20 protein-coding genes and 3 pseudogenes are annotated in these 23,754 nt (G+C 55.5%); 12 read left to right on the top strand and 11 right to left on the bottom strand.

Going from position 1 to position 23,754, the window contains the following annotated elements; translation table 11 throughout:
- Positions 1 to 177 precede the first annotated feature (177 nt).
- The 3 genes from So717_RS03850 to So717_RS03860 form a co-directional block, all read right to left on the bottom strand.
- Entirely contained in the window at positions 178 to 732 is a 555-nt protein-coding gene (locus tag So717_RS03850) for a hypothetical protein (protein WP_159974910.1), read from the bottom strand.
- A 256-nt stretch (positions 733 to 988) separates the two neighbouring features.
- A complete protein-coding gene (locus So717_RS03855; RefSeq protein ID WP_159974911.1) occupies positions 989 to 1,993 on the bottom strand; it encodes an endonuclease/exonuclease/phosphatase family protein in 1,005 nt (334 codons plus the stop codon).
- Between the two features lie 545 nt (positions 1,994 to 2,538).
- Entirely contained in the window at positions 2,539 to 2,919 is a 381-nt protein-coding gene (locus So717_RS03860) for a VOC family protein (protein ID WP_159974912.1), read from the bottom strand.
- 39 nt (positions 2,920 to 2,958) lie between these two features.
- Between So717_RS03860 and So717_RS03865 the strand changes: the two genes are divergently transcribed.
- On the top strand, positions 2,959 to 3,504 hold the full coding sequence (locus tag So717_RS03865) for a winged helix-turn-helix transcriptional regulator (protein WP_159974913.1): 546 nt from the start codon (positions 2,959 to 2,961) through the stop codon (positions 3,502 to 3,504).
- A 145-nt stretch (positions 3,505 to 3,649) separates the two neighbouring features.
- Here So717_RS03865 and So717_RS03870 read toward each other — a convergent pair whose 3' ends face one another.
- The 4 genes from So717_RS03870 to So717_RS03885 form a co-directional block, all read right to left on the bottom strand.
- Complete coding sequence (locus So717_RS03870; RefSeq protein WP_159974914.1) at positions 3,650 to 5,062, bottom strand: MATE family efflux transporter; 1,413 nt, start codon at positions 5,060 to 5,062, stop codon at positions 3,650 to 3,652.
- Positions 5,063 to 5,379: 317 nt separating this feature from the next.
- On the bottom strand, positions 5,380 to 6,078 hold the full coding sequence (locus So717_RS03875) for a hypothetical protein (RefSeq protein ID WP_159974915.1): 699 nt from the start codon (positions 6,076 to 6,078) through the stop codon (positions 5,380 to 5,382).
- The gene (locus So717_RS03880; protein WP_159974916.1) at positions 6,065 to 7,207 is read right to left on the bottom strand and encodes an AAA family ATPase; all 1,143 of its coding nucleotides are present in this window, start codon (positions 7,205 to 7,207) and stop codon (positions 6,065 to 6,067) included. The genes So717_RS03875 and So717_RS03880 overlap by 14 nt, the downstream gene beginning before the upstream one ends.
- A gap of 142 nt (positions 7,208 to 7,349) precedes the next feature.
- On the bottom strand, positions 7,350 to 9,221 hold the full coding sequence (locus So717_RS03885; protein WP_159974917.1) for a methyl-accepting chemotaxis protein: 1,872 nt from the start codon (positions 9,219 to 9,221) through the stop codon (positions 7,350 to 7,352).
- Positions 9,222 to 9,410: 189 nt separating this feature from the next.
- Here So717_RS03885 and So717_RS03890 point away from each other — a divergent pair, with 189 nt between their 5' ends.
- From So717_RS03890 to So717_RS03925, 8 genes and pseudogenes are all read left to right on the top strand, one after another.
- Positions 9,411 to 10,154: a substrate-binding periplasmic protein gene (locus So717_RS03890; protein ID WP_159974918.1), complete on the top strand. Its 744-nt coding sequence runs from the start codon at positions 9,411 to 9,413 to the stop codon at positions 10,152 to 10,154.
- A 98-nt stretch (positions 10,155 to 10,252) separates the two neighbouring features.
- A pseudogene (locus So717_RS03895) lies at positions 10,253 to 10,528 on the top strand (hypothetical protein); the annotation flags it as partial.
- 273 nt (positions 10,529 to 10,801) lie between these two features.
- Positions 10,802 to 11,098, top strand: a pseudogene (locus So717_RS03900) (transposase); the annotation flags it as partial.
- An 83-nt stretch (positions 11,099 to 11,181) separates the two neighbouring features.
- Positions 11,182 to 11,349, top strand: a pseudogene (locus tag So717_RS03905) (IS3 family transposase); the annotation flags it as partial.
- Positions 11,350 to 11,380: 31 nt separating this feature from the next.
- Complete coding sequence (locus tag So717_RS03910; RefSeq protein WP_159974919.1) at positions 11,381 to 11,893, top strand: IS66 family transposase; 513 nt, start codon at positions 11,381 to 11,383, stop codon at positions 11,891 to 11,893.
- A gap of 38 nt (positions 11,894 to 11,931) precedes the next feature.
- The gene (locus So717_RS03915; protein ID WP_159974920.1) at positions 11,932 to 12,111 is read left to right on the top strand and encodes a hypothetical protein; all 180 of its coding nucleotides are present in this window, start codon (positions 11,932 to 11,934) and stop codon (positions 12,109 to 12,111) included.
- A 186-nt stretch (positions 12,112 to 12,297) separates the two neighbouring features.
- A complete protein-coding gene (locus So717_RS03920; RefSeq protein ID WP_159974921.1) occupies positions 12,298 to 12,549 on the top strand; it encodes a helix-turn-helix domain-containing protein in 252 nt (83 codons plus the stop codon).
- Positions 12,473 to 13,855, top strand: a complete 1,383-nt coding sequence (locus So717_RS03925; protein ID WP_306439495.1) for a type II toxin-antitoxin system HipA family toxin — start codon at positions 12,473 to 12,475, stop codon at positions 13,853 to 13,855. The genes So717_RS03920 and So717_RS03925 overlap by 77 nt, the downstream gene beginning before the upstream one ends.
- Here So717_RS03925 and So717_RS03930 read toward each other — a convergent pair.
- The 4 genes from So717_RS03930 to So717_RS03945 all read right to left on the bottom strand — a co-directional run bounded on the left by So717_RS03930 (position 13,845) and on the right by So717_RS03945 (position 17,150).
- Positions 13,845 to 14,030 (bottom strand): hypothetical protein, encoded by a 186-nt coding sequence (locus So717_RS03930; RefSeq protein ID WP_159974922.1) that lies wholly within the window; start codon positions 14,028 to 14,030, stop codon positions 13,845 to 13,847. The two genes, So717_RS03925 and So717_RS03930, sit on opposite strands and share 11 nt — an antisense overlap.
- 125 nt (positions 14,031 to 14,155) lie before the next feature.
- Entirely contained in the window at positions 14,156 to 15,259 is a 1,104-nt protein-coding gene (locus So717_RS03935) for a glycoside hydrolase domain-containing protein (RefSeq protein WP_159974923.1), read from the bottom strand.
- A 380-nt stretch (positions 15,260 to 15,639) separates the two neighbouring features.
- Positions 15,640 to 16,572, bottom strand: coding sequence for an IS66 family transposase (locus So717_RS03940; RefSeq protein ID WP_159974924.1), 933 nt, complete (start codon positions 16,570 to 16,572; stop codon positions 15,640 to 15,642).
- A gap of 320 nt (positions 16,573 to 16,892) precedes the next feature.
- The gene (locus tag So717_RS03945; protein ID WP_159974925.1) at positions 16,893 to 17,150 is read right to left on the bottom strand and encodes a helix-turn-helix domain-containing protein; all 258 of its coding nucleotides are present in this window, start codon (positions 17,148 to 17,150) and stop codon (positions 16,893 to 16,895) included.
- Positions 17,151 to 18,636: 1,486 nt separating this feature from the next.
- On the opposite strand from So717_RS03945, the gene So717_RS03950 reads away from it, so the two are divergent.
- The 3 genes from So717_RS03950 (at position 18,637) to So717_RS03960 (ending at position 23,680) form a co-directional block, all read left to right on the top strand.
- On the top strand, positions 18,637 to 19,602 hold the full coding sequence (locus So717_RS03950) for a tetratricopeptide repeat protein (RefSeq protein ID WP_159974926.1): 966 nt from the start codon (positions 18,637 to 18,639) through the stop codon (positions 19,600 to 19,602).
- 594 nt (positions 19,603 to 20,196) lie between these two features.
- On the top strand, positions 20,197 to 22,224 hold the full coding sequence (locus So717_RS03955; protein WP_159974927.1) for a S8 family serine peptidase: 2,028 nt from the start codon (positions 20,197 to 20,199) through the stop codon (positions 22,222 to 22,224).
- Between the two features lies 1 nt (position 22,225).
- Positions 22,226 to 23,680, top strand: a complete 1,455-nt coding sequence (locus tag So717_RS03960; protein WP_159974928.1) for a trypsin-like serine protease — start codon at positions 22,226 to 22,228, stop codon at positions 23,678 to 23,680.
- Positions 23,681 to 23,754: the final 74 nt, after the last annotated feature.

Raw genomic sequence — 23,754 nt, forward strand, 5'->3', positions numbered from 1 at the left:
TTGCCAATATCGATACCAATCGACATCAGTTCATCAAAATCTGTCTTCGCCATGCTACTTCTCCAGTTTGCAGAAATAGGCAGAGCCTACCGTGCTGGGTGAAGCAGCCGGTACATCCCATTAGCGGCCTTTCAACAACCCGTCAAGATGCTGCAATTGCACCCGCATAGCGGTCGTTCACAGAGCGGAAGACGACACTCGCATTTGCTCCAAACCTAACCCAAAACGCGGGCGGGTAAGTTGGATATGCTCAATTTCCGCCTGCAGAACCAAATGGTATTGGTAAGCCTCGTCCGTAAAGAAGCGCTCTGCCGAGTTTCTTTCGCAAAGGCCAGTATCCACGCAAACGAAGAGCTCATCAAAAAACCGCACCACAAGCAATGCGTCTTGATAGGATTCATCAGATCTTAGTTGAGCGGAGGTTTGTTCACGATAATGACGTGAAACGATTTCATTGATCGCCTCCAAGGAGGTCATCCCAGCCAACTTCTTTGAGAGAGCCTCGCCAAGTGTGTCAATTGAGCGCTGAACGTCAGAGCGGGCTTGTAGAACACCCTCTTGGTTATAGCGAGATATGAACTCCAAGGTGGTGCGTTGTGCGTCATCGATCCTTTTCGAAGTACTTTCTTGATACTCGCTAATTCCAAAGAGCACCGCAGCGCCCACACCAATCAAAGAAAGCCAACTAACGGCAATATCCGACTTGGTCTTGAATGCTTCCAGGTCTGTCATTTCTTCCTCAAAACGTTTGGGCGCCCCCCCAAAGGACATAATTGAAGTCAACAGAGTCAAGACGACCAAAAGCCGACATTGGGCAATACTTTCAAACGCTGCGTTTGCTGCCCGAGTTCCCGATGTTCGTCACGAACGCAAAACGCACTGTCTTGCCGCGCAGCTGTATAACTCGTACCTGATTACCAACCTGGCCGATGCGCTGGCGTTAGATTGGTCCGATAACTTCAATCCGAGCAAGGCAGGCTGTTATTTTTCAAATCTCCAGCCAGATTGGTCGATGATCACTTGCTCTTTGGGTTCGGCTGACCCCGCTTCCTTCTAGTTCACTCTCAAATTCGGAATGCGCGATACCTGCGTCTTGCACATCATCATATAAACCCGGCGAAACCGCGAAGTGATCCAACAAAAGGGGGCGATCTTGTATTCCATCTACAAAATCGTCGAAACGCGAGGTAAATAGGGCATTTGTTGGTACCCTTTCCAATACGGGATGACGAAATATCAAGTCGGGATAGAACGTGCTTCCCAGCACGATATCTGCAACATTGTGGGTAAGGTATTGTCGCTCAAAGAAATCTGGACCAGGACCATCGTTCCAATCTCCAGTAACGATAATACGTTCGGATGGCTCATTCTGCACCAATTGATCGAGGTACGTTCTGAGACGGAAGCCTTCTGCAGAAATTCGTCGCCGTGCTTTCATCGCAGAGGCGATGAACTCGTGACGACGTGCAGGATTATTGAATAGACTCTCGCCGTTATGAACATATTTCGATTTGGTGTGAAGGTTGACGATCCGAATAGGATCGCCCGCGACAGGATTGATGTCGACAACCATAGGCGCCCGAGTAAAGTCGTAGGGCTGCAACAGGAGGTCCCCATCCACGTCGGCTTGCCACACTTCTTCTAGTTCATGTGTCACCGTGTCCGTGGCATGATCAAAATCCGCAACACCACCGCCTATTTTTTTGAGCACGTATAGCTTTTGCGATCCGCCAGCTTTTCCAATCAGCGCCTCGTAAAGCGGGTCACCGTTCTCAGAAAGAAAATCCGAAATGAATAAGTTCATTTCCTGGATAGCGCTCGGTCCTTCCTGGATGCACAAGATATCTGGGTCGGTAGCTTTGACTATGTTGGCAACCCTCTGAGCTACGACCCGTGCATCTGCTTCGCTCAATGAGTTACTGCCCCAGGCAGGATTGTGATTGCCAGAGAACCAGCGATTCATCCATTCGATATTCCAGTTCATGATTTTCATAGCGGTCCCCTAAAACGAATTTTGATAAATAACTGTGCGAAGAATGCTGAAGGATCCTGCGGAAGTCTACAACTTTCATGTCTCGGATCATTTTCGGGCAGACGACTTCGCGCATCCCTCCAATCCTAGGTGCGCGGGTGTGCGTTAGCGGCGAGCTAGTTCAAAGTGGGAGGCCAAGTAGAGGTGAAACCGGCCCAAAGCCGTCATTGGCCAGTGCCCGCCTTCGCCGCGCTGCGGCCCGTGAGACCGGACCTTCGCTGCGACTGCAAATTTCAAGGGGCCGTGAATTCACGTATCGCGGGACAAACCCGACCTCGAATTTTCGACCTTCGCTGACGCAGCATGCCTTCGCAATCGCAGCACGCCGTTCCCTTTTTGCGCGACCTTGCCGCCAAACCGGTCATTGCAGTTCGTGAAAAAATCCTGGTTTGTGCAACATATGCCGGACTCCCCTGTTCCTCCGCGCGCCAAAGTCCGCAGCGAGCACAAATTCACTGATGCTGCAGAGACTTCAAGCAAAAGCTAAAGGAAAACGACCCAGCACACTATTCTGCGGCGCCGGTCAAATCCTGGGCAAGCATCATCGCGTTGCCGTCGGGATCATAAAAGGTCGCTGTCTTCACCATGCCTTCAACAACATCGGTTTCGCCGTCAAATTTAACTTCGGCCTGTTCCATTTTTTGCCGCGCCACATCCAGATCAGCGATACCAAAGACAGGAACACAGTTTCCAGGTACAGGTTCCGTGTGTTCGCCCAGACCGATTGTCACGCCGATCATTTTTGTCTGAAGCTCTGACCACCCGACCTCATCCGCATGGTAGATCGTTTCAAACCCAAGCATACTGCCGTACCATTCAGCACTTGCATGGCGGTCTTTGACCGACAGCGCGATGGTGATGGTTTCTTCCAGTGAGATGAGTGACATGGCCTTCCCTTATGTACACGAATATATTAACTATACTTTATGGACATAAGAACCTTTGTCAACACCACCTCAAGGGCTTGGGCCATTCCTATTCTGTCGAGCCTGCATGTAGGCATTGCCGGAAGACAAGCGCCGCTACTTGCTGCCACCGGAGCGAGCAGGACTGCTTTCGCGCAAAGCATGGATCACCTCATCTCGATCGGACTGCTGGAACGAAACCCCGGCTATGGCCATCCGCTGCGCCCAGAATTTCGACTAACAGAGCTTGGAGTTTCCGCAGCTGCTCTTGCCAACAAAATTCAAAGTGTCACTGCTGAGGGAGATCAAGATTTGCTCCGGCGTTCCTGGACCTTGCCGGTTCTGACTGCAATCCATCGGCCGCGTCACTTCAATGAGATCAAACGAAACCTGCGTACAATTACGGATCGCGCCTTGTCGCAGTCGTTGAAGACGATGGAAACCAGAAGCTGGGTTCACCGACATATTGACGAGGCCGCCCGCCCGCCACGATCTATTTATCGTGCTGTGAACACTGGTGGTTTGATAAGCAGTGTTGCGGCCAGTGAAATCAGCTTTCCCGGATAAGCAGTCCTTCTTTGGGAAACAACGAATGACGGCAATGTCCCGCACTAAGGTCCTGGAAGCATGTGCGCAAACGTCGAGTTGCACAACGCTGGTTTGTGCAACACGTCCTCCAGCAAGGGCATCCCACGCGGAGCGGTCACGTCTCCTATGCCCGGATTCTCCGTAACCATCCGAACCTTGTGACCCGCCAGAGCGCCATACCGAGGCGCGCCATCTCCTCGGCATTGATGGCGAGGAACACCCACGGGAAGGGCAACCCGAGCCATAGGACGGCCGCCGCTGTCAGAGGGATCGCGACGAGCCATTGTGCAGAGACGTCCATGACGATGGGCGAGATCGTGTCTGCGCCCGCGCGCAGCACGCCCACCACAAGGGTGACGTTGATCGCACGGATGACGAGGACGCAGGCGAGGACGTCGAACACGTCGTCGGTGACGGCCAGAACGGAAGCCCCCGCCCCACCGTAGAGCCATAGAAGCGCAGGCTTTGCGAGCCACAGTGCCACGCCCACAACGAGCGCAATTAGCACCGTCCACGCGACGAGGGCTGTAGCATCCACTACAGCGCCGCGGAAGTTGCTGCGCCCAAGCTGCTGACCCACGATCACATTCGCGGTGGAGGACAGGCCGATCATAATCGCGATGGCCATCGACTCGACCGGGGTAACAAGGCCGAGGACTGCCAGCGCTTCCGGCCCGGCCTGTGCGGTGACGACGGAATACATGAAGATGCCCACGGCCCAGATTACCGATCCGGCGGCGATCGGCAGACCCACGCGCAGCACCTTCCGCATCGTGTCTGCGTTCAGGTAGCCCGGAAGGCGAGCGGGCGCGAAGAGACGGCGGTCGAACAAGGCCACGGCGCAAATCGCGACGACGACAGCTTCGATCCCGAACGACAGGACGGAGGCATAGGCCGCGCCCTGCACGCCGAGGGCAGGCGCACCGAGGTTTCCAAAGATCAGGACCCAGTTGAGCAGCACGTTCGCCGAAAGCCCAACCACAGCCGCCGCCGTCGCCAGCCCCGGCCGCCCGACGCTGCGAAGTCCCACCGCGAGGCCGAAGGCGGCGGCGTAGGGCAGCACCATGGCGCTCGCCGGGATGAGATACTCCAACGCAAGGGCTTGGATAGCTGGATCGTCGCTCGACCAAGCGGCGAGTGGGCCGGACAGGGTCACCACAAGGGCGAAACCGCCAGCAGAAATCGCAACCGAGAGCAGCACTGTCGTGCCGATAGCGTCCCGCGCGCGTGCCTCCGCTCCGCCGCCGTAGAACTGTGCGACCACCACGCCTGCGCCGTTGCAGATAGTGAAAGACGACCGCAGCGGTACCTCGCAGCAGTCACAGACGGCGATGCCGCGCAGTGCAAAGTGATCGCCGATGTTCTTGCGTTTGGGCGCCTTGGCCGTGCCTGCGCGGCGTTCCTGTACCTTGTCGAAGGTCTCCAGAGTGATCAGCGGTTCGTGCTGAGCCTTGAGCCAGTTGATACCATAGCGCTCAGAGCAGATGTGGCCGGTGTAGATCGGATGAGTCAGCAGATCGGTTAGGCACCGTCGCAAAATTCAATGAGCTTTGTCCTATCGTCAGGTGTCGCAGCGTCTGACAGCGCGCTGCGCGCCATAATGGCCCGAAGTGACTCCAAAAGATCGTCGCGGTTGGCTCGCACGCATCGATCCAACAACGCTCGCCATTCTGGTCCGGTCGTCGGTGGTTCGCTACGCGGTCCAGGTTTCCGAATATAGCATCTGTGGTTTTGCAGCGTCCCGGGGCATTCTCTCTTGCTCATGACTGGCACCGCCAGATCACTCAGGATCGAAATTATGGGATGCATCACCTCTGTTTCGGGTGCTTTACTGAAAACAAAGTTACATGAAACTCAGGGTCGCAATATCTTGCGACTGCTGCGTTCGCTAGGTCCTGGGTGATTTCTGGTATCTCTTCCGGTCGTACAACTGAGTTTAGGTTGTCGCCAACTTCTTCCATTCCGACAACAACATAACCACCCCCGTGATTTGCCAGTGCTATTGCCGCCGACATAACCCTGTGCCTCTTTGTACACTTCGCTACGGCGGATAATCCGCGCTATCGGGTCATTCTCATAGCCAGGCTTGAAGGTCAGGTCATCATTCAACACTTCTTCGGCAACTGCTGTTAGCACACGGCGATTGTAATCTGCATCGGACTCGCCCGGACGACGCTCCGGCATGTTCTCCCCAAGAATGTCCTTGGCATAGTCTTCGAAGCTTTGGCCGGATTCTGCTTCGATTTGCGCAACCACATCATTGATCTCAGCGTCTGACATGCCGCTAAAAGTTTTCTCCGCAACGAAGTTATCGAGATCGCCGCGCTGAAGAAGTGCAAGAAACAGCGTGTCATCATATTGGCGTTTGGATTTGCGCACCGCTTCTTGCTCTGGCGAGTTGCGTGCATCCTTGGTCGCAAGCGCCGATGTCTTGTGGATGTTTTCAACCGAGCCGCCTTTGAGGCCCGCTTGGTTGTAATCGTCCGTCTTCCTGAAAATGGCGTCTGAAATAGTCGCGTGCTGCTTGTAGTCTTGTGCGTCAGCGGGCGTCATCAATGACCAGCACGTCACCTTTGGCAATCGGCTCGTATCCATTCTTCCAGGATAACTCCAATGAAGCGATCGTGCGGCTTTGGATGCTGGAGGCGGTTTGCAATTCTTCTGCTGCTTTACCAGCCAGTGCGGCCCCATGAACGGTCATGCCTTGCTTGGCCCAGGCATTGTGAGCCGTCGCCAGCAATGTGCTCTTGCCCGCGCCCGCGAGACCGACAACGGAAGAAAGCTGTTTCTTGCCGAGAACATGGTGCAACGCCGTCTGCTGTTCCAAGCTAAGCTTGCCACCAAAGGCTTTTTTCGTCTCCCGGTTCTTCGCCAATGTCGCGGACGCAATGTGTACGGCAGAGACGCCAAAACCATGTCGCGCTGACATCGCACTTGTGGCTTGATCGAGATCGCGTTCGGCCTTCTGATAATCCCGCGTCGTGAAGGCAGGCGTTGTGCCGTCTCTCGCCAAACGGACCAATTCAGAGGATTGCATCGCCTGACCCGCTGCTGTTTGCAGCGCCAAAGGGTCATCAATGTGTTTCGCCAGCGCGCGAAGTACGTCGACACGTTTGAAGCTGGCTTTGGTCTGTGAGACATGATCCAGCACCAGCTCGGGTCTCGCAATCAATTGCGCCTGCGAATGGGGTAGGCCATCATCCTTTAGAAGCAGTGCCTGTTTGGGGTCGGCTTTTGTCTGCGCAAGAAATGCCGAAGAAAGGCCCTGCGATTGACCTTCACGGGTAAGTGCTCGCCGTTCTGTCAGGTGTTTTGTGACGAGCGCCTGCTGCGCGATACGGTCACGGGTTTCCGATGCCATTACATCAGCAGCCATTTGGTCGACAAGCTTTTGAAATTGCCCCGTCGCCCGCGCAAGCATGCCGCGCCGCCCTGTCGGCAAACGCGCTTGCCTCGCTTTGATCTCGTTGATGCGCTGGCGTACCTGCCGGTTGAGCAACGCCTCACGCTCCGCCCGTTGGGCTGCGACCAGCTTGGCAAGTCGCCTCTCAAAGGCTGTATTGCGCGGATCAATGGGCTGCTTCGGCAGCTCTTGCGCTTGCTGCGCGACATCCTTAGCGGAGGGCAGATCGATCTCTGGGCCCAGCCGTGTGATAGGGCTTAGATAGGGGATTTGTCGCAACCCAGTTTAGAATGTGCCAGTCATCCAATCGTAGGAGCATAATAGTCCAACTAAGAGATCATAAACCCGCCGTCGGGCGACGATATCAAGCCCTGTTCTCAGAATAGAAGTACCACGAGGCAAGCAATGGAGAGTTCTCAGGTCACGCAGACTCGGCGACAGAAGTCTCTTGGGAGGGCGTATTTTCATCCCGATCTTCCCCTAGAGAGAAGCGTGAAACGACCTTTGCAAGCGCCTCTGCTTCGGAGGTCAGGGCAAAACTCGCAGCTGTTGTCTCTTCGAACATTGCGGCATTTTGCTGGGTCACGTGATCAAGCTCATTGGCGGAACTATTGATCTCACCCAAACCTGCGGATTGCTCGTTTGCGGATGCAGAGATATCTGCAAGTCGGTTTGAGATTTCAATCACAGCTTCGGACAACTGCGATAGCGCACCGCCGGTTCTTTCAACCAATTCGACACCCCTTTGAACTTGAGTTCCCGAGGAAGACACCAACTCATTGATTTCCCGTGCGGCGTCCGCTGACCGATGCGCCAGAGCGCGCACTTCGGTTGCAACCACCGCGAAACCGCGACCGAATTCGCCAGCTCTCGCCGCTTCTACGCCAGCATTTAGAGCAAGAAGATTTGTCTGAAAGGCGATGTCATCAATCACAGAGGTAATGGTTGAAATCTGCTCGGATGACTCTCTGATCTCGGACATGGCGACCATGGCTTCATCTGCGATGTCAGCACCTTCCTGTGCTCTGTCCTGAGCATTGTTGGCGACAGAACTGGCCTTACCTGCGCCCTCGGCCGATGTCTTCACCGACGTGGTCATTTGGTCCAATGCTGCGGCGGTCTCTTCCAAGGTGGCTGCTTGTTTCTCCGTCCGCTTGGACAGGCTGTCAGCCGCACTGCTGATCTCAGAAGCCTCGCTGCGGATGGTTATGGAATGTCCTTTGACCGCAGATACGACCTCCGAGAGGCTCGCGACCGCTCTGTTGAAATCAGTGCGGAGCTTTTCGTACTCCGCCGGGAAAGTGTCGGTGATGTTTGAGGCAAGGTCGCCTTCGGACAGCGCGTGCATGGCTTCCCCAAGGGCTTTGACAACGGCTTTTTGTTCATCGGCTCGTGCGGCGCTTTCCGCAGCACGTTCTGCATCCAGCTGGCGCTCCTTTTCCAAACGTTCGCGTTGACGTTCTGCCTTCTCCGCCTCCGCCTGTCGGGCCTCCATATCTCGTTGACGGGCGTCCTCCTCCCGTTCCTTTTCGAGCTCCCGCTGAGCTTCTTCCGCCTGCCGTCTTTCGGCCTCAAGCCGCTTTGATTCGACCATTGTGTCGCGAAAGTCTTCCAATGCCTGTCCAAGCAGGCCAATTTCATCACCTCTTTTCGCCAAATTGGTGTCGAACTCGGTCTCGCCGTCTTGCAGTTTCGCGATCACACCCAGGGTCTTTTGAAGCGGTCGTGTCACCGACAAGGACACCAGATAAAGCATCACGCCAAAGCAGACGAAGGCAAAGGCGCCTATTGCTGCCGCCAGATAATTCGCGGTGCGTATCTCAGCCTGGATCGGTGAAGATGTATAACCTGAGATCAAGGTGCCAATTTGGTTTCCGTCTTCCTGCAAAAGCGGCGTATTGTATATGTGCAAGGAGCCATCGTAAAAAGAAGTCTCCCGATCGGTTTCCTTTGGCATTTGCTCGATCAACGAATCCCAAGTCGGTCTCCATTCCTCGCCATGTGTCATTTCGGTCATGACTTCGCCAGACGAAACGACCCGTGCAAATTCGAACGAGGAAACCCGGGCCAAGCCATAGACAGATTTCTCGATCACATCGGTGTTGAAGTCCCAAACAGCCTCAACCAATGAAGGCGTGATGAAGCTCTTTGCGGACTGAATCTCGCTGTCAAAGCCATCATAGAGCTCGTTGCTATACCGCGTCGCCCAAAAGAAGGTCAGCCCCAGAACGAGGACCAGCAAAGAGACTTGAGCAGGGATCAGTAGTTTTTGTTTGATCGACAGCTGAAGCATGGCTTCACTCCATTCAGATTACTCGTGGGGCTTAGCCAGAAGAGCTTTCGATCTTGCTAACGCCCGGGTGCTCGTTTCGCGGTATCGCTTAACCCAGCATTCATAACCGCTTTGCTAGGAAGCGGCAGCCAAATGGCACTTTTTTGGTGTGCACTTAGGCACGCGATTTACCCTAAGACGGAGACAAACATGAACAATCTATCAAGGCGCGGCGCACTCGGTGTATTGGGTGGCGCGATGGCTTCGACTGTCGTTCCAAATCTCGCTCGGGCGGGCATGGGGCCTTACAAATTTGTGCGGATCGACGGCCTAGCCGAGCAAGCCGTCGGCGAAAAATTACTGAAAGAGGTGTACAAGCGCGCCGAGATTGAAATCTCTGTCACTCCGATGCCTGGAAAGCGGGCTTTGCAGCAAGCGTCTTCGGGCGCAATGGATGGCGAAACGCTGCGCGTGTTTGCGCTTGGTGAGAACGTCAAGTCGCTCATTCGTGTGCCAACTGCGCTGTCCAGCCTGCAAACCGTAGCCTTCAAGAAAAGCGGCTCGGACATTTCGCTGACGACAAAAGACGACCTCAACAAGTATTCAAACGTGATCGTCACCGGGGTTTTGCATACTCACGCGATCACCGAAGGTATTTCAGACGTCAACGAGGTGAGTGATCCTGCCGCCATGTTCAAACTGGTCGCTGCAGGGCGCGCAGATCTGGCGTTAACCAGCTATCTTGATGGTTTGGCGTCGATCCGGCAGCTGAACGTCGAAGGTATCGAAGACGTGAAGCCGGCACTCAATGATCAGCCGTTGTTCCACTACGTCCACGAATCCAAGAAGGATGTTGTGCCGGTGGTGGATGCGATCATCAAGGGCATGGCCGATAGCGGCGAACTGGCCGACTTGCGTACCAAACTCGAAGAAGAGTACCTGGACAATCTCTGACAAATGGCTCCGGCGCTGGAATCATAGTGTGAAAGCGTCGGAGGCCTCTTACAAAGCCGTAGGCCCGTCATATAATAGCACAGCGACCAAGAATGGCCGACGGCAAATACATTGGGTGGGGCGGTTTTCAGAAAGAAGGTGACGAGTGGGATTTCGGGCTTGTTTTGCGGCCGGATGCGTTTGGCCTAGGCAGGCGCATCTCGAAAAAAGCCATAGATTTCGCCATCGCCGACGACCGCATTCCATTTGTGACGTTTCTGCTGCCACCATCCCGGAAGAACCTTGGAGCGCTCGGAAGACTAGGTGCTGAGCACGTTGGCGATGTCGACTACGGCGGAGAGAGATTCCTGAAGTTCCGTCTTAACACTGCGTGACCAGCGCGCCGCCTGTTTTGCTTATGACCGTCTCAGACCATCTTCAGGCCGCAATGAATGTAAGGCACCTATCAAAATCAAACGACCCACGCGAACGGGCGCTTTGGCGACAACGGCTGCAACTCAGAGAATGATACGCCGCGCCTGCAAGGCGATGCTGCGTCAGCGAGGTCAAAAAAATCGACTGTCGGCGGAGTCCGCATAGTGTTGAAAAAGTCCGTTGATTGGTCGGCTTGGCGCTGATTCACTCGTTTTGAGAGTGGAGGTGTGGCGATGATGGGACCAAGACAGATGGCGCAAGGTGCGCTGTTTTACGAATTCTCGATTGAAGAGTTTGTGCCTGGCGATCATCCGTTGCGCGGCATTGATCGGTTTCTAGACCTGTCCGACGTTCGACCGCTTTTGGCCCCGTCTTATAGCTCGCATGGTCGTCCCGCGATTGATCCTGAGTTGATGATCCGGATGCTGTTGCTGGGCTACTGCCAAGGCATTCGGTCGGAGCGCCGCCCCTGTGAAGAGGTCCATGTCAATCTGGCGTATTGGTGGTTCTGCCGTCTTGACCTATCCGAAGTATGTCTGCCGGACATGCAACAAGTTCGTCCAAGCTAAGGTCCCGCCCCGCGCTTTCGACTACTGCTGGGCGCATGGTGGCACTAACCGTTCGTAAACGGGGCGGACGCAAGTGCGCAGTGGGCACCAGGACACCGATGGCGATCCCTCAGGGGCCAAACCAGAGATGGTCGCTCGACTTCATGTCAGACGCGCTGGAAGACGGGCGCAGGTTCCGGGTGCTGAATGTTATCGACGACTTCAGTCGGGAATACCAGTCATGAATGCGGACAGTTCGATCAGATGATCGACGATCTCCACTATCAGTGTGACCTCTTGTCCGTGCACGCTGATCCGGCCGTCCGCGCGGCAGCAGCAGAGATTGTGACGCTCGGCATCCAGCTGTCAGATGCTTTCGTGAAGGCGGAGGCGACAAACTCTACGCTGTCTGCCAAGATCAAGGTGCTTGCCGCTGAGATCAAGCGCCTAAAGACCCAGCTTAGGAATGCTCAACGTGCGCAGTACGGAAAAAAGAGCGAAAAATCTGAAACTGAGAAAGATTCCTCGTCGGTGGGGTTTGATGATGGTGACCCTGAGACCGACGATGAGGATGAAACACCTGATGACGGGAACGAACCATCTAAACCTGAGGAGGTTCCCAATACAGGCACTGGTAAGAACAAGAAAAGCTACCCGTCACACTTGCGACGTGAGCCGCGCGAGTTCCAACCTAGACCCGATCAACTGTGTGACTGCAGCTGCGGTCAGCGCCTTCACTGGCCGATGATTGTGTGTGTCCGGGCCGAAAGGCCCTGAGTGGTTCGGGGCCTCCTTGAAACAAGAGGAGGAGTGCTATGAAACTCGTCTCACGATTTGAAGCGGCATCCCGCAGCACGGCAGAACTGCATGGTCTACTGACCAAAGCATTCAACGCCTTTGCAACAGCTCCGCGCGGCAGCGGTCAGCGCCGCGATGCGCTGGCATCGATGCGCAACATCGAGGATGAATTGGCGGCCCGTTCGCCAAGCATCTGATCTTTTGCGGCTGGCCACACGGTCAGCCGCATTTTTTTGTCATCCAGGTGTGCACGCCACGGGCACTCATGATCTTTAAGTCATATTTCCCATTTATGCGCCATAGATCATAAGTCCAATTTATGCCCTACAGATCATATTGACATTTTATGATTTAAAGATCATACTGGTATGAAGGAGTCACAGATGAAGAACCTGGCACGCACACCAAATGATATCGGGCACGCCATCCGCCAAGCCCGCAAGGCAAAGAAGCTGACGCAGAAAGAGCTCGCGGAGCGCAGCGGGGTCTGGCAGGAGACAATTTCCAAGGTTGAAAACGGTTTGTCCGGCACCAAGCTGGAAACCGTTTTCGATATCTTTGCTGCGCTCGACCTGGAAATTCAGGTGCAGAGCCGCAGCAAGGGCTCGACCGAGAGCTTCGAGGACATCTTCTAAGATGGGACGAAAACGAAGCTATCCGCCGTTAAATGTCTTTCTAAATGCGCGCCATGTTGGCCAACTCCTGCGCGAAAGCACGGGCGCGATCAGCTTTGTCTATGATCAAGACTGGCTGGCTTGGGAGCACCGCTTGCCTGTGTCCCTGTCACTTCCACTGCGAGAAGATCGTTATGTCGGCGCGCCTGTCATAGCCGTTTTCGAAAATCTGCTACCGGACAATGATGTTATCAGAGGGCGCGTTGCCGAGCGCGTTGGCGCGGCGGGCACGGACGCCTATAGCCTGCTAAGCGAAATTGGCCGCGACTGTGTGGGCGCGCTGCAATTCTTGCCGGACGGTGAAGAACCGCAAGCCGCCGACGATCTCACCGGTCATCCGGTCAGTGAGACGGACATCGAGGCGCTGCTGGGTGAGCTCGACGTCGCACCGCTCGGCATCAGGAGAGAAAAAGACTTCCGGATATCGGTGGCAGGCGCACAGGAAAAAACTGCCCTTCTCTGGCATGACGGCAAGTGGTTAGAGCCTTCGGGCACCACACCGACAACGCATATCATCAAGCCGCAGATCGGGCGGCTCCCGAACGGCATGGATTTGTCGAACAGCGTCGAGAATGAATATCTGTGCCTGAAACTGATGGAAGGCTTTGGCCTACGCGCCGCAAATGCCGAAATGGCCAGCTTCGGCGCACGCAGGGCTCTAGTTATCGAGCGGTTTGACCGGCTCTGGACGAGAGATGGTCGCCTCATCCGCCTGCCGCAAGAAGATTGCGCGCAAGCCCTATCAGTGCCGCCAACCCAAAAATACCAGAACGAGGGCGGGCCAGGCATCGCGGAAATCATGGGACTCTTGCGCGGGAGCGATGAAGCAACCCAAGACCGGCTGGATTTTTTCAAGTCCAATATCCTGTTCTGGCTAACCGGTGCGACCGATGGACATGCCAAGAATTTCAGTCTCGCCTTGATGCCAGGTGGGCGTTTCCGGCTGACGCCCTTCTATGACGTGCTGACCGTTCAACCAACGTTGGATGTGCACCAGTTGAACAGAAAAGACTTCAAACTGGCGATGCGCTTTGGCAAGTCAAATCACTACAAGGTCAGCGATATCATCGGGCGTCACATTATGGAGACGGGCCTTGCGTCCGGCCTATCTCGCAAAGCCATTGCCAACATCTTCGAAAGCATCCACGCAACGTCAGAGGCCGCGATGGACGAGACTTTCGCTGCGCTTCCCGCAGGATTCCCAGAAGTGCTCGTCACGTCGATCCGCAGCGCGGTCTTGGACCGGTTGCGCCACCTCAAACCTTGAACACGCGATCAAGGTTTAGATGAATGGCGTTTTGCTCAACCCGATTGAGCAAATCCGCACAAATCCAAGCCATGGTATTTCCGCCCGCCAAATGGCGGGCGAAATTTTCTGACTGAGGAGCCGCCTTACGCGGCGGCTCCTTGCTGCTCTTCCTCAATGACAGGCTGACACCCATGCAGGAAAGCGCTTTGCGTATCGAACTTCATGCGGGACTGTCGAACATATCCGTTTTGCTTATACGACCAAGGCAATAGTGGATTCATGCCTTCCAAAATGCGGCAGGGGCTTCCAAATTTCGCGTTAAATGTTGCGAGGCGAGCAAACGCTCCTCTTCCAACGCGGCATATCGTTCAACGGCAAGAGATTTGGCACTTGGCAATAACCTTCGGCCGTACCGTCCTCGTCTAGATCCACCAACGCCCAATCTCCATCAATGCGCAACACATGCACGGTTCTTGCGATACATGCCCGATCGACAACGTTGCCACCAGGTCGGTCAAACACATCTAGTCGATCTGACTGGACCCATAACCGGGAGGAAGCGACACGTTCTAGCTTTGATCTATCGTACGTCTTAATGCTGTTGTCCGAACTAAATGCCCCAATAGTGTCTGTCGTCTTAGGGTTAATGATGTTGGTATCGATTATCACTTCTTGTCCGAACCCAGCTGTCAAACTCGAGCGATCTACGTTGGTTTTATTTTGATACAGAGTCCAGTCTTGTGAACGAATGAACTCGCGGGTTCCGTTCCATGCAGGAGCTTCCGGCACCCAGAAGAACTGCGCTAGACCCGCGTCTTTGAGAGAACGGCAATGCACACCGGGTCCATACACTCCTAGTTCGAACCTGCCCCCTAGAATTCGTCTTATTTCCGTGAAGTACGCGCGTACGGACCTAATCGAATTCTTAGAGAGGTCGCCATCAACGCCAATGTAAATGGTGCTGCCATCTGGAGGACGAATGACCTGCGCGCGCTCAAGAATGAAAGCCGCATCCTGTTGCGCCCGAGCTCCTGTATAACGACCGGCAACATTCCCGTTGTACTGGTAGACCACAGCAATCGAGAAACCATAATCAAACAACATGTCTCGCTCGCGGACCGTAAGGTTCTTGCAGTTCAAGCCAGCATTATTTCGATCTGAAAAGTACCGAATAACCGTATCGATACCAGCTTCGGCGAGGGCGCGGTAGTACCGCTCGTTTGGCCTTGTACATGCATCGAGACCGTCTAAGCCGCTTGGGCTCGTTCTTCGATCTAAGAATGACGCATTCGCCTGATCAATGACGTGGATGTTGGAAGACCTCGGACTGCCAATAAAATCGGAATCAGAACAGCCGGACAATCCGACTGCTGACATCGCGAGACTAGAAATTAAAAAGTCCCGCTTAGAAATTTTTTTCATGGTTGCTAAATCCTAAAATTCCTTCATGAGAATGTTCAAACGGTAGCTCGATTGACTCCTTGCAAAAAGGTGCCAATCCTATTTTTTGGCCAAAGACACCAATACGCGAGGTTGAGCGGCCCAAATGTATGTACCGGCTACTGTTCGCAATTGATTTCTTCGCATGTTCTCGGAAGTCGCTCATATGTATCCGGCCTGTTGATCGGCACGCGGGCCGTGGCCTTGTTGGGGTTACGCACGCGCCGTGATCTCATTACCGGACAAGTCGTTGTCGACTATTTGGGCCGTCAGATTCTGGGGGCGTAGTTTTTCCGTTCCATGCTTTCGATCTTTCGCGAACTCCTTTGGATTGCTTCGGGTCGTTAAATGTTGATCAAAATCTATGTCTGCGGGACTTGCCCTTTGCTTGGCCCGGGTTGGGTAAGCACACCACAAGCACCGTTGAGTACACCGAAATGATGCTCAAAGCCTACGCCAGCCAACGGGCTGACAAAGATGTCGAATAACGTATGCTGAGACAGTGCTTCTCTTACACCATCAAGTGCTTTGGCCAGACCGGCGACTTGGTTGCACATGGTCGCACGGTGATATGTGATGCCATCGTGGTTGAGCATGTTTTCGATACGATACCAAGGGATGCCCCACCCGAAACGCATGGTCACCAAATATGCCAGCACACTTGACCCGCTGGTCAATCCGGGCATCAAAGTGGGCTTGTACAGAGTCCCAATGGTGACGCCCTGTTCGCGACAGCGATATCGAGGATACTTCCGGACAGCGACGTAGAACTTGGCCGGGATTACTTCCCGCTTTTCATCAATATCATATGTCCGGATAGTACCGCCGCAACCGCATGGGCAGGTCTTGGGGAAATCCATGGGAACCTCAATGCGCTCCAGATTATCCCAATTTTTTGGAGCACGACCGCTTGTATTGCGCGGTTTCTTGGGCCGCTCTGCTGCAAAGCTCTTATTCTGGCTCCCGGTGCCTTCGTCACTTGGCTCGCGCTCATTGCCTTTCTGAGAATTCTGGCGCCGATTCTGAGCTACGCTGATTTCAGATTTTGAACCAAACTGCTCATGCAACAGCTCTGCAATCCGCTGCGCCTGTTTGGCCATCTCTGCTTTCAATGCCTGAACCTGAGCTTTGAGATGGGTGATTTCCCCGGATCGCTTGGTAGCAAGTGCTTTGGCTTCCTCATAAGCCGCCGATTTATTGGCAAACAACCGCACCAAGGCCTCAATGGGCTCTTGCACGGCTTCGCCGCCAAGTTCACATGCTAATCTGCTATGTTTGACAAATTCGCTGGTCATGGAGACAGCGGCCCACCACCAGCGCGAGCGCGGCTCCCTATCAGGGTAGCGCACCCGGGAGGGTCTCCGGGGAGCAAAACCTTGCAGATAGTATTCACAATTTCGGCCATACAGCATCGACCGCCAGATTGGCGGGTTCATCCCATGTCGGCTGCAAACGCAGCTGTTCTGGTCACGTCCGACGCATCGGGCGCGTTTTCACTTGATTTTTGGGGGTGAGGGTGGGATGAAGAAGATGTCGTGATGAGCGATTTCGAGCCCGGCTATGGATTGCAGTCCACCGGGCTCAACCTTTTTCAAAGCCCAAGTATTCTAGGGGCTCATCGCGGAACCTCCCTAGGCTCAGCAAGGTCCTGATACCTTTCAGGAAAAAGCTCTTCTGGAGTTTTATCGAGGGCAGCCGCTAAGGCTTGCTCAATTCTCTTGGAGCGGCTTTTGCCAAGCGATACCGAACTCACAGCGCTGGCACCTACTCCAATTTGTTCAGCTATCTCGGCAAGGCTCAGTCCGCGAAGCTCCAATTGATACTTGATGTGAGCGTGGCGTTCACGATCCACCGCTATATCAATGTGCTTCATAAAGCTACTCCGCGAATCAACTACACCCTTACTGCCAGATGATTTCGGGAAAAATCAATATCAAACTTAAAATAACAAAAAAAACCGCACTAAAGCGGCTTCCTCTATAGTCTTATCTAGCTCTAGGATTAAACCGGGTCAAGTTAATAGTAGAAACAAGAATAGACTTACTGAAACTTAGCCTGCTCGCTACGCGACGAACTGCAAACAAGTTCTAAAACGCCAACTGATCAACCGCGATAGAAATCAAGCGCTCGGACTACTGTTAATTGGAACATTGTGTCTTCCGGCTACCAAAGAAACTGTGCTGCGTTCATTCGTTAGAAACGCAGCAAAATTTTTGTGAGAGGCCATTGTTGCCGATGGTGCAAGGCCAACCGAAACCGTGGTTACGGTGGAGCTTGAAGATCGATTGGCTTTTTTGCAGTGGAGATTGTGACATACAAGCCTAACTCAAGTCAGAAAAGATCGCCGGCAGCCAAGCAGCCAGGAGAAAGTTTGTAGCTACTGCCTTAATAGCGATTCTTTTCTTTGCGGCTTTGTATACACCCGTAACATTTGAGACCTGCCGAGCTACATAGATGAGCGGTGGTGCCACCTCCCCGAAAACAAGAGACCTTGAACACTCGACGCATTTGTCCACGTAGACATGGCATAAATCCAAATGCGCATTTGGAGCCCGCGCCTCAAACGGATCCAATGTCGGCAAAAGAACATTCAGTTTTGTTCCAGATCGTTTCTACCATCAGAAAACCATCAAAAGTAACGCAGCGGACCTCAGCCGATTTGGTAAACTGTTAGAGTCAACTTAAGGTGTTACGTGTGGCTAGTGGGGCGAAAAATGCGATTGGAATTGACTGGTTTATTCCGGCTTGAGGATCAAGAGGGGAAAGATGTACCGCTCAGTGGACGCTATGGGCCAGCGCTGATTGCGATTCTGGCAACCTCTTGCCGCAACAGCAGGTCGCGTGATGTTTTGCGGACGATGCTATGGCCGCGGTCACCCGATGAACAAAGCGCCGCCAGCTTGCGAACACTGTTAAATGCCCTACGGAAAGAGTTGGGATCACACTCGCACCACCTGATTGCAGACAGAAAGACCGTCCGGCTGCGGGGCGTGACATTGGTGCCGCATCGTGATCCCGCTCAAACATTTTTTGAGGATGCCCCCCGCCTTGGGGAAGCATTCGAAGACTGGTTGAGCACGGAGCGCAGTCGCGCGCAGGCGGCAATGCCGACTGCCCAGCCTGACGCCGGCGTACGCGCCAACATGCATGCGCGGATCTGTGTAGCAATCTATCCCCCGGACATCTCAACCGACGATGCGCATGCCAACCATTTGGCGGGGCGCATCATCGGGCAGATGCGCCAGCACCTGTGCCTGATGGACATGACGGACGTGCTGGATCTGTCGATCCTCGACGAATCCGGTATCGCGCCAACCACGCTGGCGCAGCGCTTGCCGGATGTGGCCTTGCTTGTGTCATTGTCCAAGATCGGCAGTTTTGCCGAGATCAGCATCCGTGCTTTTGATCCGGCAACAAAGCATGTGCTTTGGAGTGCTTCAATCTCGGCCGATCAATCCACCACCTTCCTGTTTTCTACTGATCAGCTGGATGAATTCGTTAACCAGGCAGTTGATGCGCTCAACGTTGCTTGCCTGCGTCTGGTTGAAAGTGGGCGGATCGGTCGCGATGCGGCGCCACAGTCGATCTTTGGCGCCGTGCACAAAGTGTTGGGGATGTCGGTGCGGGGGCAGTCGGCAGCACGGCAGTTCTTTCGCAGCAAAGCAGAGCTCGAGAATTCAGCGATTGCCGCGGCATGGTACGCGTTTTCACTGGCCAATACACTGGGCGAAGGTGGCGACCGACAGAATATCCTTGAAGAAGCGGATGCCTATTGCCGCCGTGCGGTAGCGCTTGACCCGTCTAATGCGCTGGCGCTTGCACTTGTCGCTCATGTGCAGGGCTTTGTGCTGCGTCGCTTGGAAATTGGAGCAGAACTGGCACAAACCGCCCGCCAGATCGCGCCGACACTGGCTATTGCATGGGATATGTCGGCAATGAACTCGCTTTACCGTGGACAGGTCGCGGAAGCTGCAGAGTTCAGCGAGAAGGCCGTGCGGTTGGGCCGCTTCAGCCCTTACAAACCGCTATTTGAAAGCTCGCAGGCAATCACTACGTCGCTTGCCGGAAAGCATGCTGAGGCTATCATGATCGCGGGCCGTGTGCTGGACCGGGTGCCGCATTTCCTAGCGGTTGAACGGCATCTCGCTGGTAGCTTGGCAGCAGCAGGGCGGCTTGATGACAGCCGCCGCCTGATCCGAAAGGTGCAGACCCGCGACCCGGGGTTTGTTGCCGCGCACCTGGCTGACCCTGACTATCCGCTGCCCTCGCCACAAAGCGTTGATTTGATCCAGCGCGGCTTTTCCAGCGTGGGTGCATTGATTTGAAACAAGGGAGATTGACAGATGAATATTTCACGTCGTGCGTTCTTGCTGAGCTCTGCCAGCGCGACATTTGTACCGTGGGCGCCGTCGCCCGCAATGGCGCTGGAGAGTTGTCAGGTACCGGCACGTACTGGCAGTCTGGCCGCCCGAGTGCGTGGTCATGTCTTAGGTGCGCCATTCACACCGGTCCCCATTCTTGATGCCTGCCACCGGCCAGATAATATGGCACCCTTGGACCTTGCCGGTCTCTGGGCACAAACGACACGCAGTTTTCTAGTGCCCGGCGATGAGGGTGGTGTCGGCACGCGTCTTCTTACCACAACCGACGAACCTGATGACGCGCTGTTTGATGGCCCACTGGCAAGTTGCTACAGCGACGGCGGCGGGTTTCCTGCAAACATATTCCGAGCCACAAACGAGGGTGGCACGGGCCGGGGACGTGGGCGCGGAAGGGGCAGAGGGCGCGGACGCGGCAGAGGCCGTGGTAGGGGGCGCGGGCGAGGCCGTAACCAGACATCTGTGCAGGCGGCGCTCGATCGATCGTTCGAGGAAGAGACGGAATACTATCGAAGGCGCGTCGTCCAAACGCTCCCCACCATGGTTGAGCTGTTGCGCACTGGGGTACAGGGGCAGCCTTTCTTCCTGCCCGATCCCGCTTACACAGGACCCGTCTTTGCCGCAGAAATCGCGGATCTGATCGCGCTGCAGAAAGACGCAGAACGAGCGGCGCGCGAGGAAGAGATCCTCGCTGAGATCGACGATATCGCCACCCCGTTTCTGGCGGAACTCGATGATTTTGGTGGTCCACCCGGCGGCGTGCTCCGCCTGATCAATCTGATGGATATGGCGGGCCTGACCATCGGTTATCATTTCAAACGCATCTTTGGTCGCCCGCGCCCTCACATTGCGGATCCCCGGATTGACCCACTGATCGATGTCCCGACCCATTCGGCCTATCCCAGTGCGCATGCAGTCCAGACCCATCTGATCGCTCATGCGTTGGCCGAGGTGTACGAAGATAACGCACTGGTTGCGGATCTGTTCGATGTCGCCGCGCGCATCAGCATCAATCGCGAATGGGCCGGGGTGCATTATGCGTCCGACACCGAAGCAGGCATGCAGATCGCACAGGCGGTTTTCCCCATCCTGCGGCTGGTGATGGACGAGGTGTTCGTGGATGCCATTGCCGAGCTGAACACCCCGCATGATGCCCATTGCCATCTGCTGGGCGATCTGCGACGGCCCCTGATCCCCCCGCAATCAGAAGACCCCGACCCAGACGGGTTGCCATGGAACCTCGACGCGCTTGGATTGGCTACCATCTCTGACGGGGAAATGGGTGACGCTATTGTAGTGGGCATGATCGACGGTGCCGTTGCGGTGCGGCACCCGGCCCTTGCCGCCGGGATGCCCCGGTTCGAGAATGTCGACTACCCCGTCCCTGCTGGTGACGAATGGTGTATGTCGTCAAAGGGCATCGGGCATGGCACGGCGATGGCCGGTCTTGTCATCGGGCAGGAAGGCGCCAGACGCTATGGCGTCGCGCCGGGCGCAGAGCTTTACCCGATCAGAGCGGCCAACCTGTCCGGTGACAGGCACGAAAACCGGGTGACGCTCGCCCTGCGTGTGTTAGAGGCCGGGCTGGCAGGTGATCGCTTCATCTCTGATATCAACTGCGAAGCCGATCGGACCATAGCAGCCAAGCTTGGCGTGCTGCTTTTGTCGCTGGATTTTCAGCGGCCGGATGCGGCCGCAGCAGGCTATCTCGACATGGCAAAGATCGCTGAATTACGCGCGGATGATCCCGATGCTGCAACGGCGTTGATCGATGCGGTCGATCCCGAAAACGCGGTTGATCCCTTCGTGCTGGCCATCTTGATCGTGCAAAGCCAGATCGCCGTCGTGATCCCGGCAGGCAATAGCGGCGCGCAAAACCTCGCCTACCCCGCCGCCTTTGATGACTATGCGCCGGTCCTGCAGGCGATCATAGATGATGAAACGCGGCCCAAAGTTATCAGCACGGTAGCCGCATTGTTGCGTCAGTTCAGCGCAACGCTGGAGGACGATGTATTAGGTGATGCCACGGATCTTGTCACCGAAGCTACGACATTGCTGGCGCAAGGCTTGGCAGCGCAGGAGGAGGAGACCGGCGCAAGTCTTGATGCCTTTGAAAGCACCGGCATAGTGGTTGTTGGGGCCAGCAGCCCAATTGATGGCGCCCTGACAAAAACGAATTACAGCCAGTCTGGCCCAGGTCTTTGCGTGATGGGCCCCTCGGATGGAGATCATAACCCGCCTTACCGGTGCCCCACATCGCAGGTGCCTGCGCCGGGTTTTGGGTCGGCGCAGAACAGCCGCCCCGTGCGAACACTGGATATCCTAGGCCCCGGCGGCTTTGCCGATGATCCGCTGGCGGATGAAAGCCATTCGGGGCAGGCAACCGGTTTTGGGGGAACATCTGCGGCAGCAGCACAGATTGCCGGGGCGATTGCGATCATCGCCTCGCGCATGAATGATCCGCTGTTACTGACAGGACCACAGCTGCGCGCTGATCTGATCGACTTGGCGGGCGACGATTACTCGCCAACAACCGGCTACGGGCCGATCAACCTCGGGGGGCTTTAGAATGAAACCGTTGCAAGCTTCGCTGCTCATTGCCGGATTGGCACTGGCCCTCGTCCAGGATGCTTTCGCTGAAGAGCATATCGATCTGACACTTGAGCGTCCGGCGCTGCCGCTGGACCAGTTCATCGCGCGCGCCGGGGAAAGTAGGATCAACCAAACTACGCGTGGCGACGACACTTTTGCCGTGCCAGACGCGACCCGCGGCCAACTGGATCAGCTGCTTGACGAGGTTCTGCGGCGCAATCCGCGGTTTACTGACGGGATCGTTGAACTCAGCGACGGGCGTCGGCTGACCATCGGTCGGCGGGGGCCGCAATTTCTCGTCAGCCCTACCAGCGGTGTGGTTGGCAACCTGCCGACGAATTTACCGCCCTCTGCGGGAGGGGTACCTACCGTGCTTCGGATCATCGATAATGAAGGGAGAATTATCAAGAATACCGGTCCTCAATCGGCGGGCCTGAGGGCGGAAGAGGGCGCACTACCATGTGGTGCAAACACCGGTGATCCGAATACCCATTGCGCACTGTCGACCGTGAGGCTCTTGGATCGGGATGTCGGGCTCTTTTGTACGGGCGTTGTGATTACAGAGCAGCATGTACTGACGGCGGCGCATTGCCTGTGTGACAAGGAACCTGCCAATCTGCATGTCAAATTTGGCGCAGGTCCGTTCTTTTACGGCTTACAAGTGTCGGATGAAATTGCCTTCTTTGACGGCGGTACGGGCACACATTGTGCTACCGGTCAAATCAGTGAGATCAGCTCAGACAATGGCGACCTGGCCGTACTCAAGCTGGTCGACCCGGACCCGGACGATGATCGGAGCCCGCTTGATGTGGTTGCGGCGGGGATTTTGCAAAGGGGTATCGATGCAGGCGAAACACTTGATGCAGAAGAATTGGCACGCCAGCGCGCAATGATCGGCAAGGTGGCGGATTGTGAAGATGAGTGCGACGAACCCAGCGTGATTTGGGACCCTGATCAGGCGTTTGGCAATGGTTTTGCAACTTGGGGCTGGGGCGATGGGCCTGATGGCGTTGCGGGCACCAAGCGCGGAATGATCTACCCGTTGGCACAGATGCTGCCTTGTCATGGCGGACAGGAAAACAACCGATGCCAGGGGCTACAAGAGGCACTTTTTCAGGACCGCGAACACGGGCTTTGTGCTGGTGACAGCGGAGGCGGCGTGTTCAAAGCAGCTAACCCGGCCCCTGAAACGCGTGCCGAAGACCTTGCCGGATACGGCCTTTGGGCGCTGATGGGGATTGTCAGCGGCGATATCGCGCCCGCCGACTGTCACAACGCAAATGGGCATCTGCTCGCCCAGCATCACCCGCGCAACATAACCCGGGTGGACACTCCGCAGGTTATCGATTGGCTGAATACGGTCACCGATGACGGGATCATGCGCAGCCCGGTGCGCTTGACCTACGACACCCAATTGGCGGGTGACCTTTAAGCGCTCGCATCGTTTCCCAAAAATGCCGCGCGCCGCGGCATTCACCGGCAAGGCCGTACTGACCGCGATCTCGG

Origin of the sequence: Roseobacter cerasinus (genome assembly GCF_009811755.1) — a bacterium.
In the GTDB taxonomy this organism is placed as follows: domain Bacteria; phylum Pseudomonadota; class Alphaproteobacteria; order Rhodobacterales; family Rhodobacteraceae; genus Roseobacter; species Roseobacter cerasinus.

Bases quoted from the DNA above. Each gene is read 5' to 3' on its own strand.
- So717_RS03885 (WP_159974917.1), bottom strand. From the start codon at position 9,221: ATGCTTCAGCTGTCGATCAAACAAAAACTACTGATCCCTGCTCAAGTC.
- So717_RS03960 (WP_159974928.1), top strand. From the start codon at position 22,226: ATGAAACCGTTGCAAGCTTCGCTGCTCATTGCCGGATTGGCACTGGCC.
- So717_RS03875 (WP_159974915.1), bottom strand. From the start codon at position 6,078: ATGACGCCCGCTGACGCACAAGACTACAAGCAGCACGCGACTATTTCA.
- So717_RS03945 (WP_159974925.1), bottom strand. From the start codon at position 17,150: ATGAAGCACATTGATATAGCGGTGGATCGTGAACGCCACGCTCACATC.
- So717_RS03940 (WP_159974924.1), bottom strand. From the start codon at position 16,572: ATGACCAGCGAATTTGTCAAACATAGCAGATTAGCATGTGAACTTGGC.
- So717_RS03920 (WP_159974921.1), top strand. From the start codon at position 12,298: ATGAAGAACCTGGCACGCACACCAAATGATATCGGGCACGCCATCCGC.
- So717_RS03865 (WP_159974913.1), top strand. From the start codon at position 2,959: ATGGACATAAGAACCTTTGTCAACACCACCTCAAGGGCTTGGGCCATT.
- So717_RS03955 (WP_159974927.1), top strand. From the start codon at position 20,197: ATGGTTGAGCTGTTGCGCACTGGGGTACAGGGGCAGCCTTTCTTCCTG.
- So717_RS03860 (WP_159974912.1), bottom strand. From the start codon at position 2,919: ATGTCACTCATCTCACTGGAAGAAACCATCACCATCGCGCTGTCGGTC.
- So717_RS03855 (WP_159974911.1), bottom strand. From the start codon at position 1,993: ATGAAAATCATGAACTGGAATATCGAATGGATGAATCGCTGGTTCTCT.
- So717_RS03910 (WP_159974919.1), top strand. From the start codon at position 11,381: ATGATCGACGATCTCCACTATCAGTGTGACCTCTTGTCCGTGCACGCT.
- So717_RS03930 (WP_159974922.1), bottom strand. From the start codon at position 14,030: ATGGGTGTCAGCCTGTCATTGAGGAAGAGCAGCAAGGAGCCGCCGCGT.
- So717_RS03890 (WP_159974918.1), top strand. From the start codon at position 9,411: ATGAACAATCTATCAAGGCGCGGCGCACTCGGTGTATTGGGTGGCGCG.
- So717_RS03915 (WP_159974920.1), top strand. From the start codon at position 11,932: ATGAAACTCGTCTCACGATTTGAAGCGGCATCCCGCAGCACGGCAGAA.
- So717_RS03850 (WP_159974910.1), bottom strand. From the start codon at position 732: ATGACAGACCTGGAAGCATTCAAGACCAAGTCGGATATTGCCGTTAGT.
- So717_RS03935 (WP_159974923.1), bottom strand. From the start codon at position 15,259: ATGAAAAAAATTTCTAAGCGGGACTTTTTAATTTCTAGTCTCGCGATG.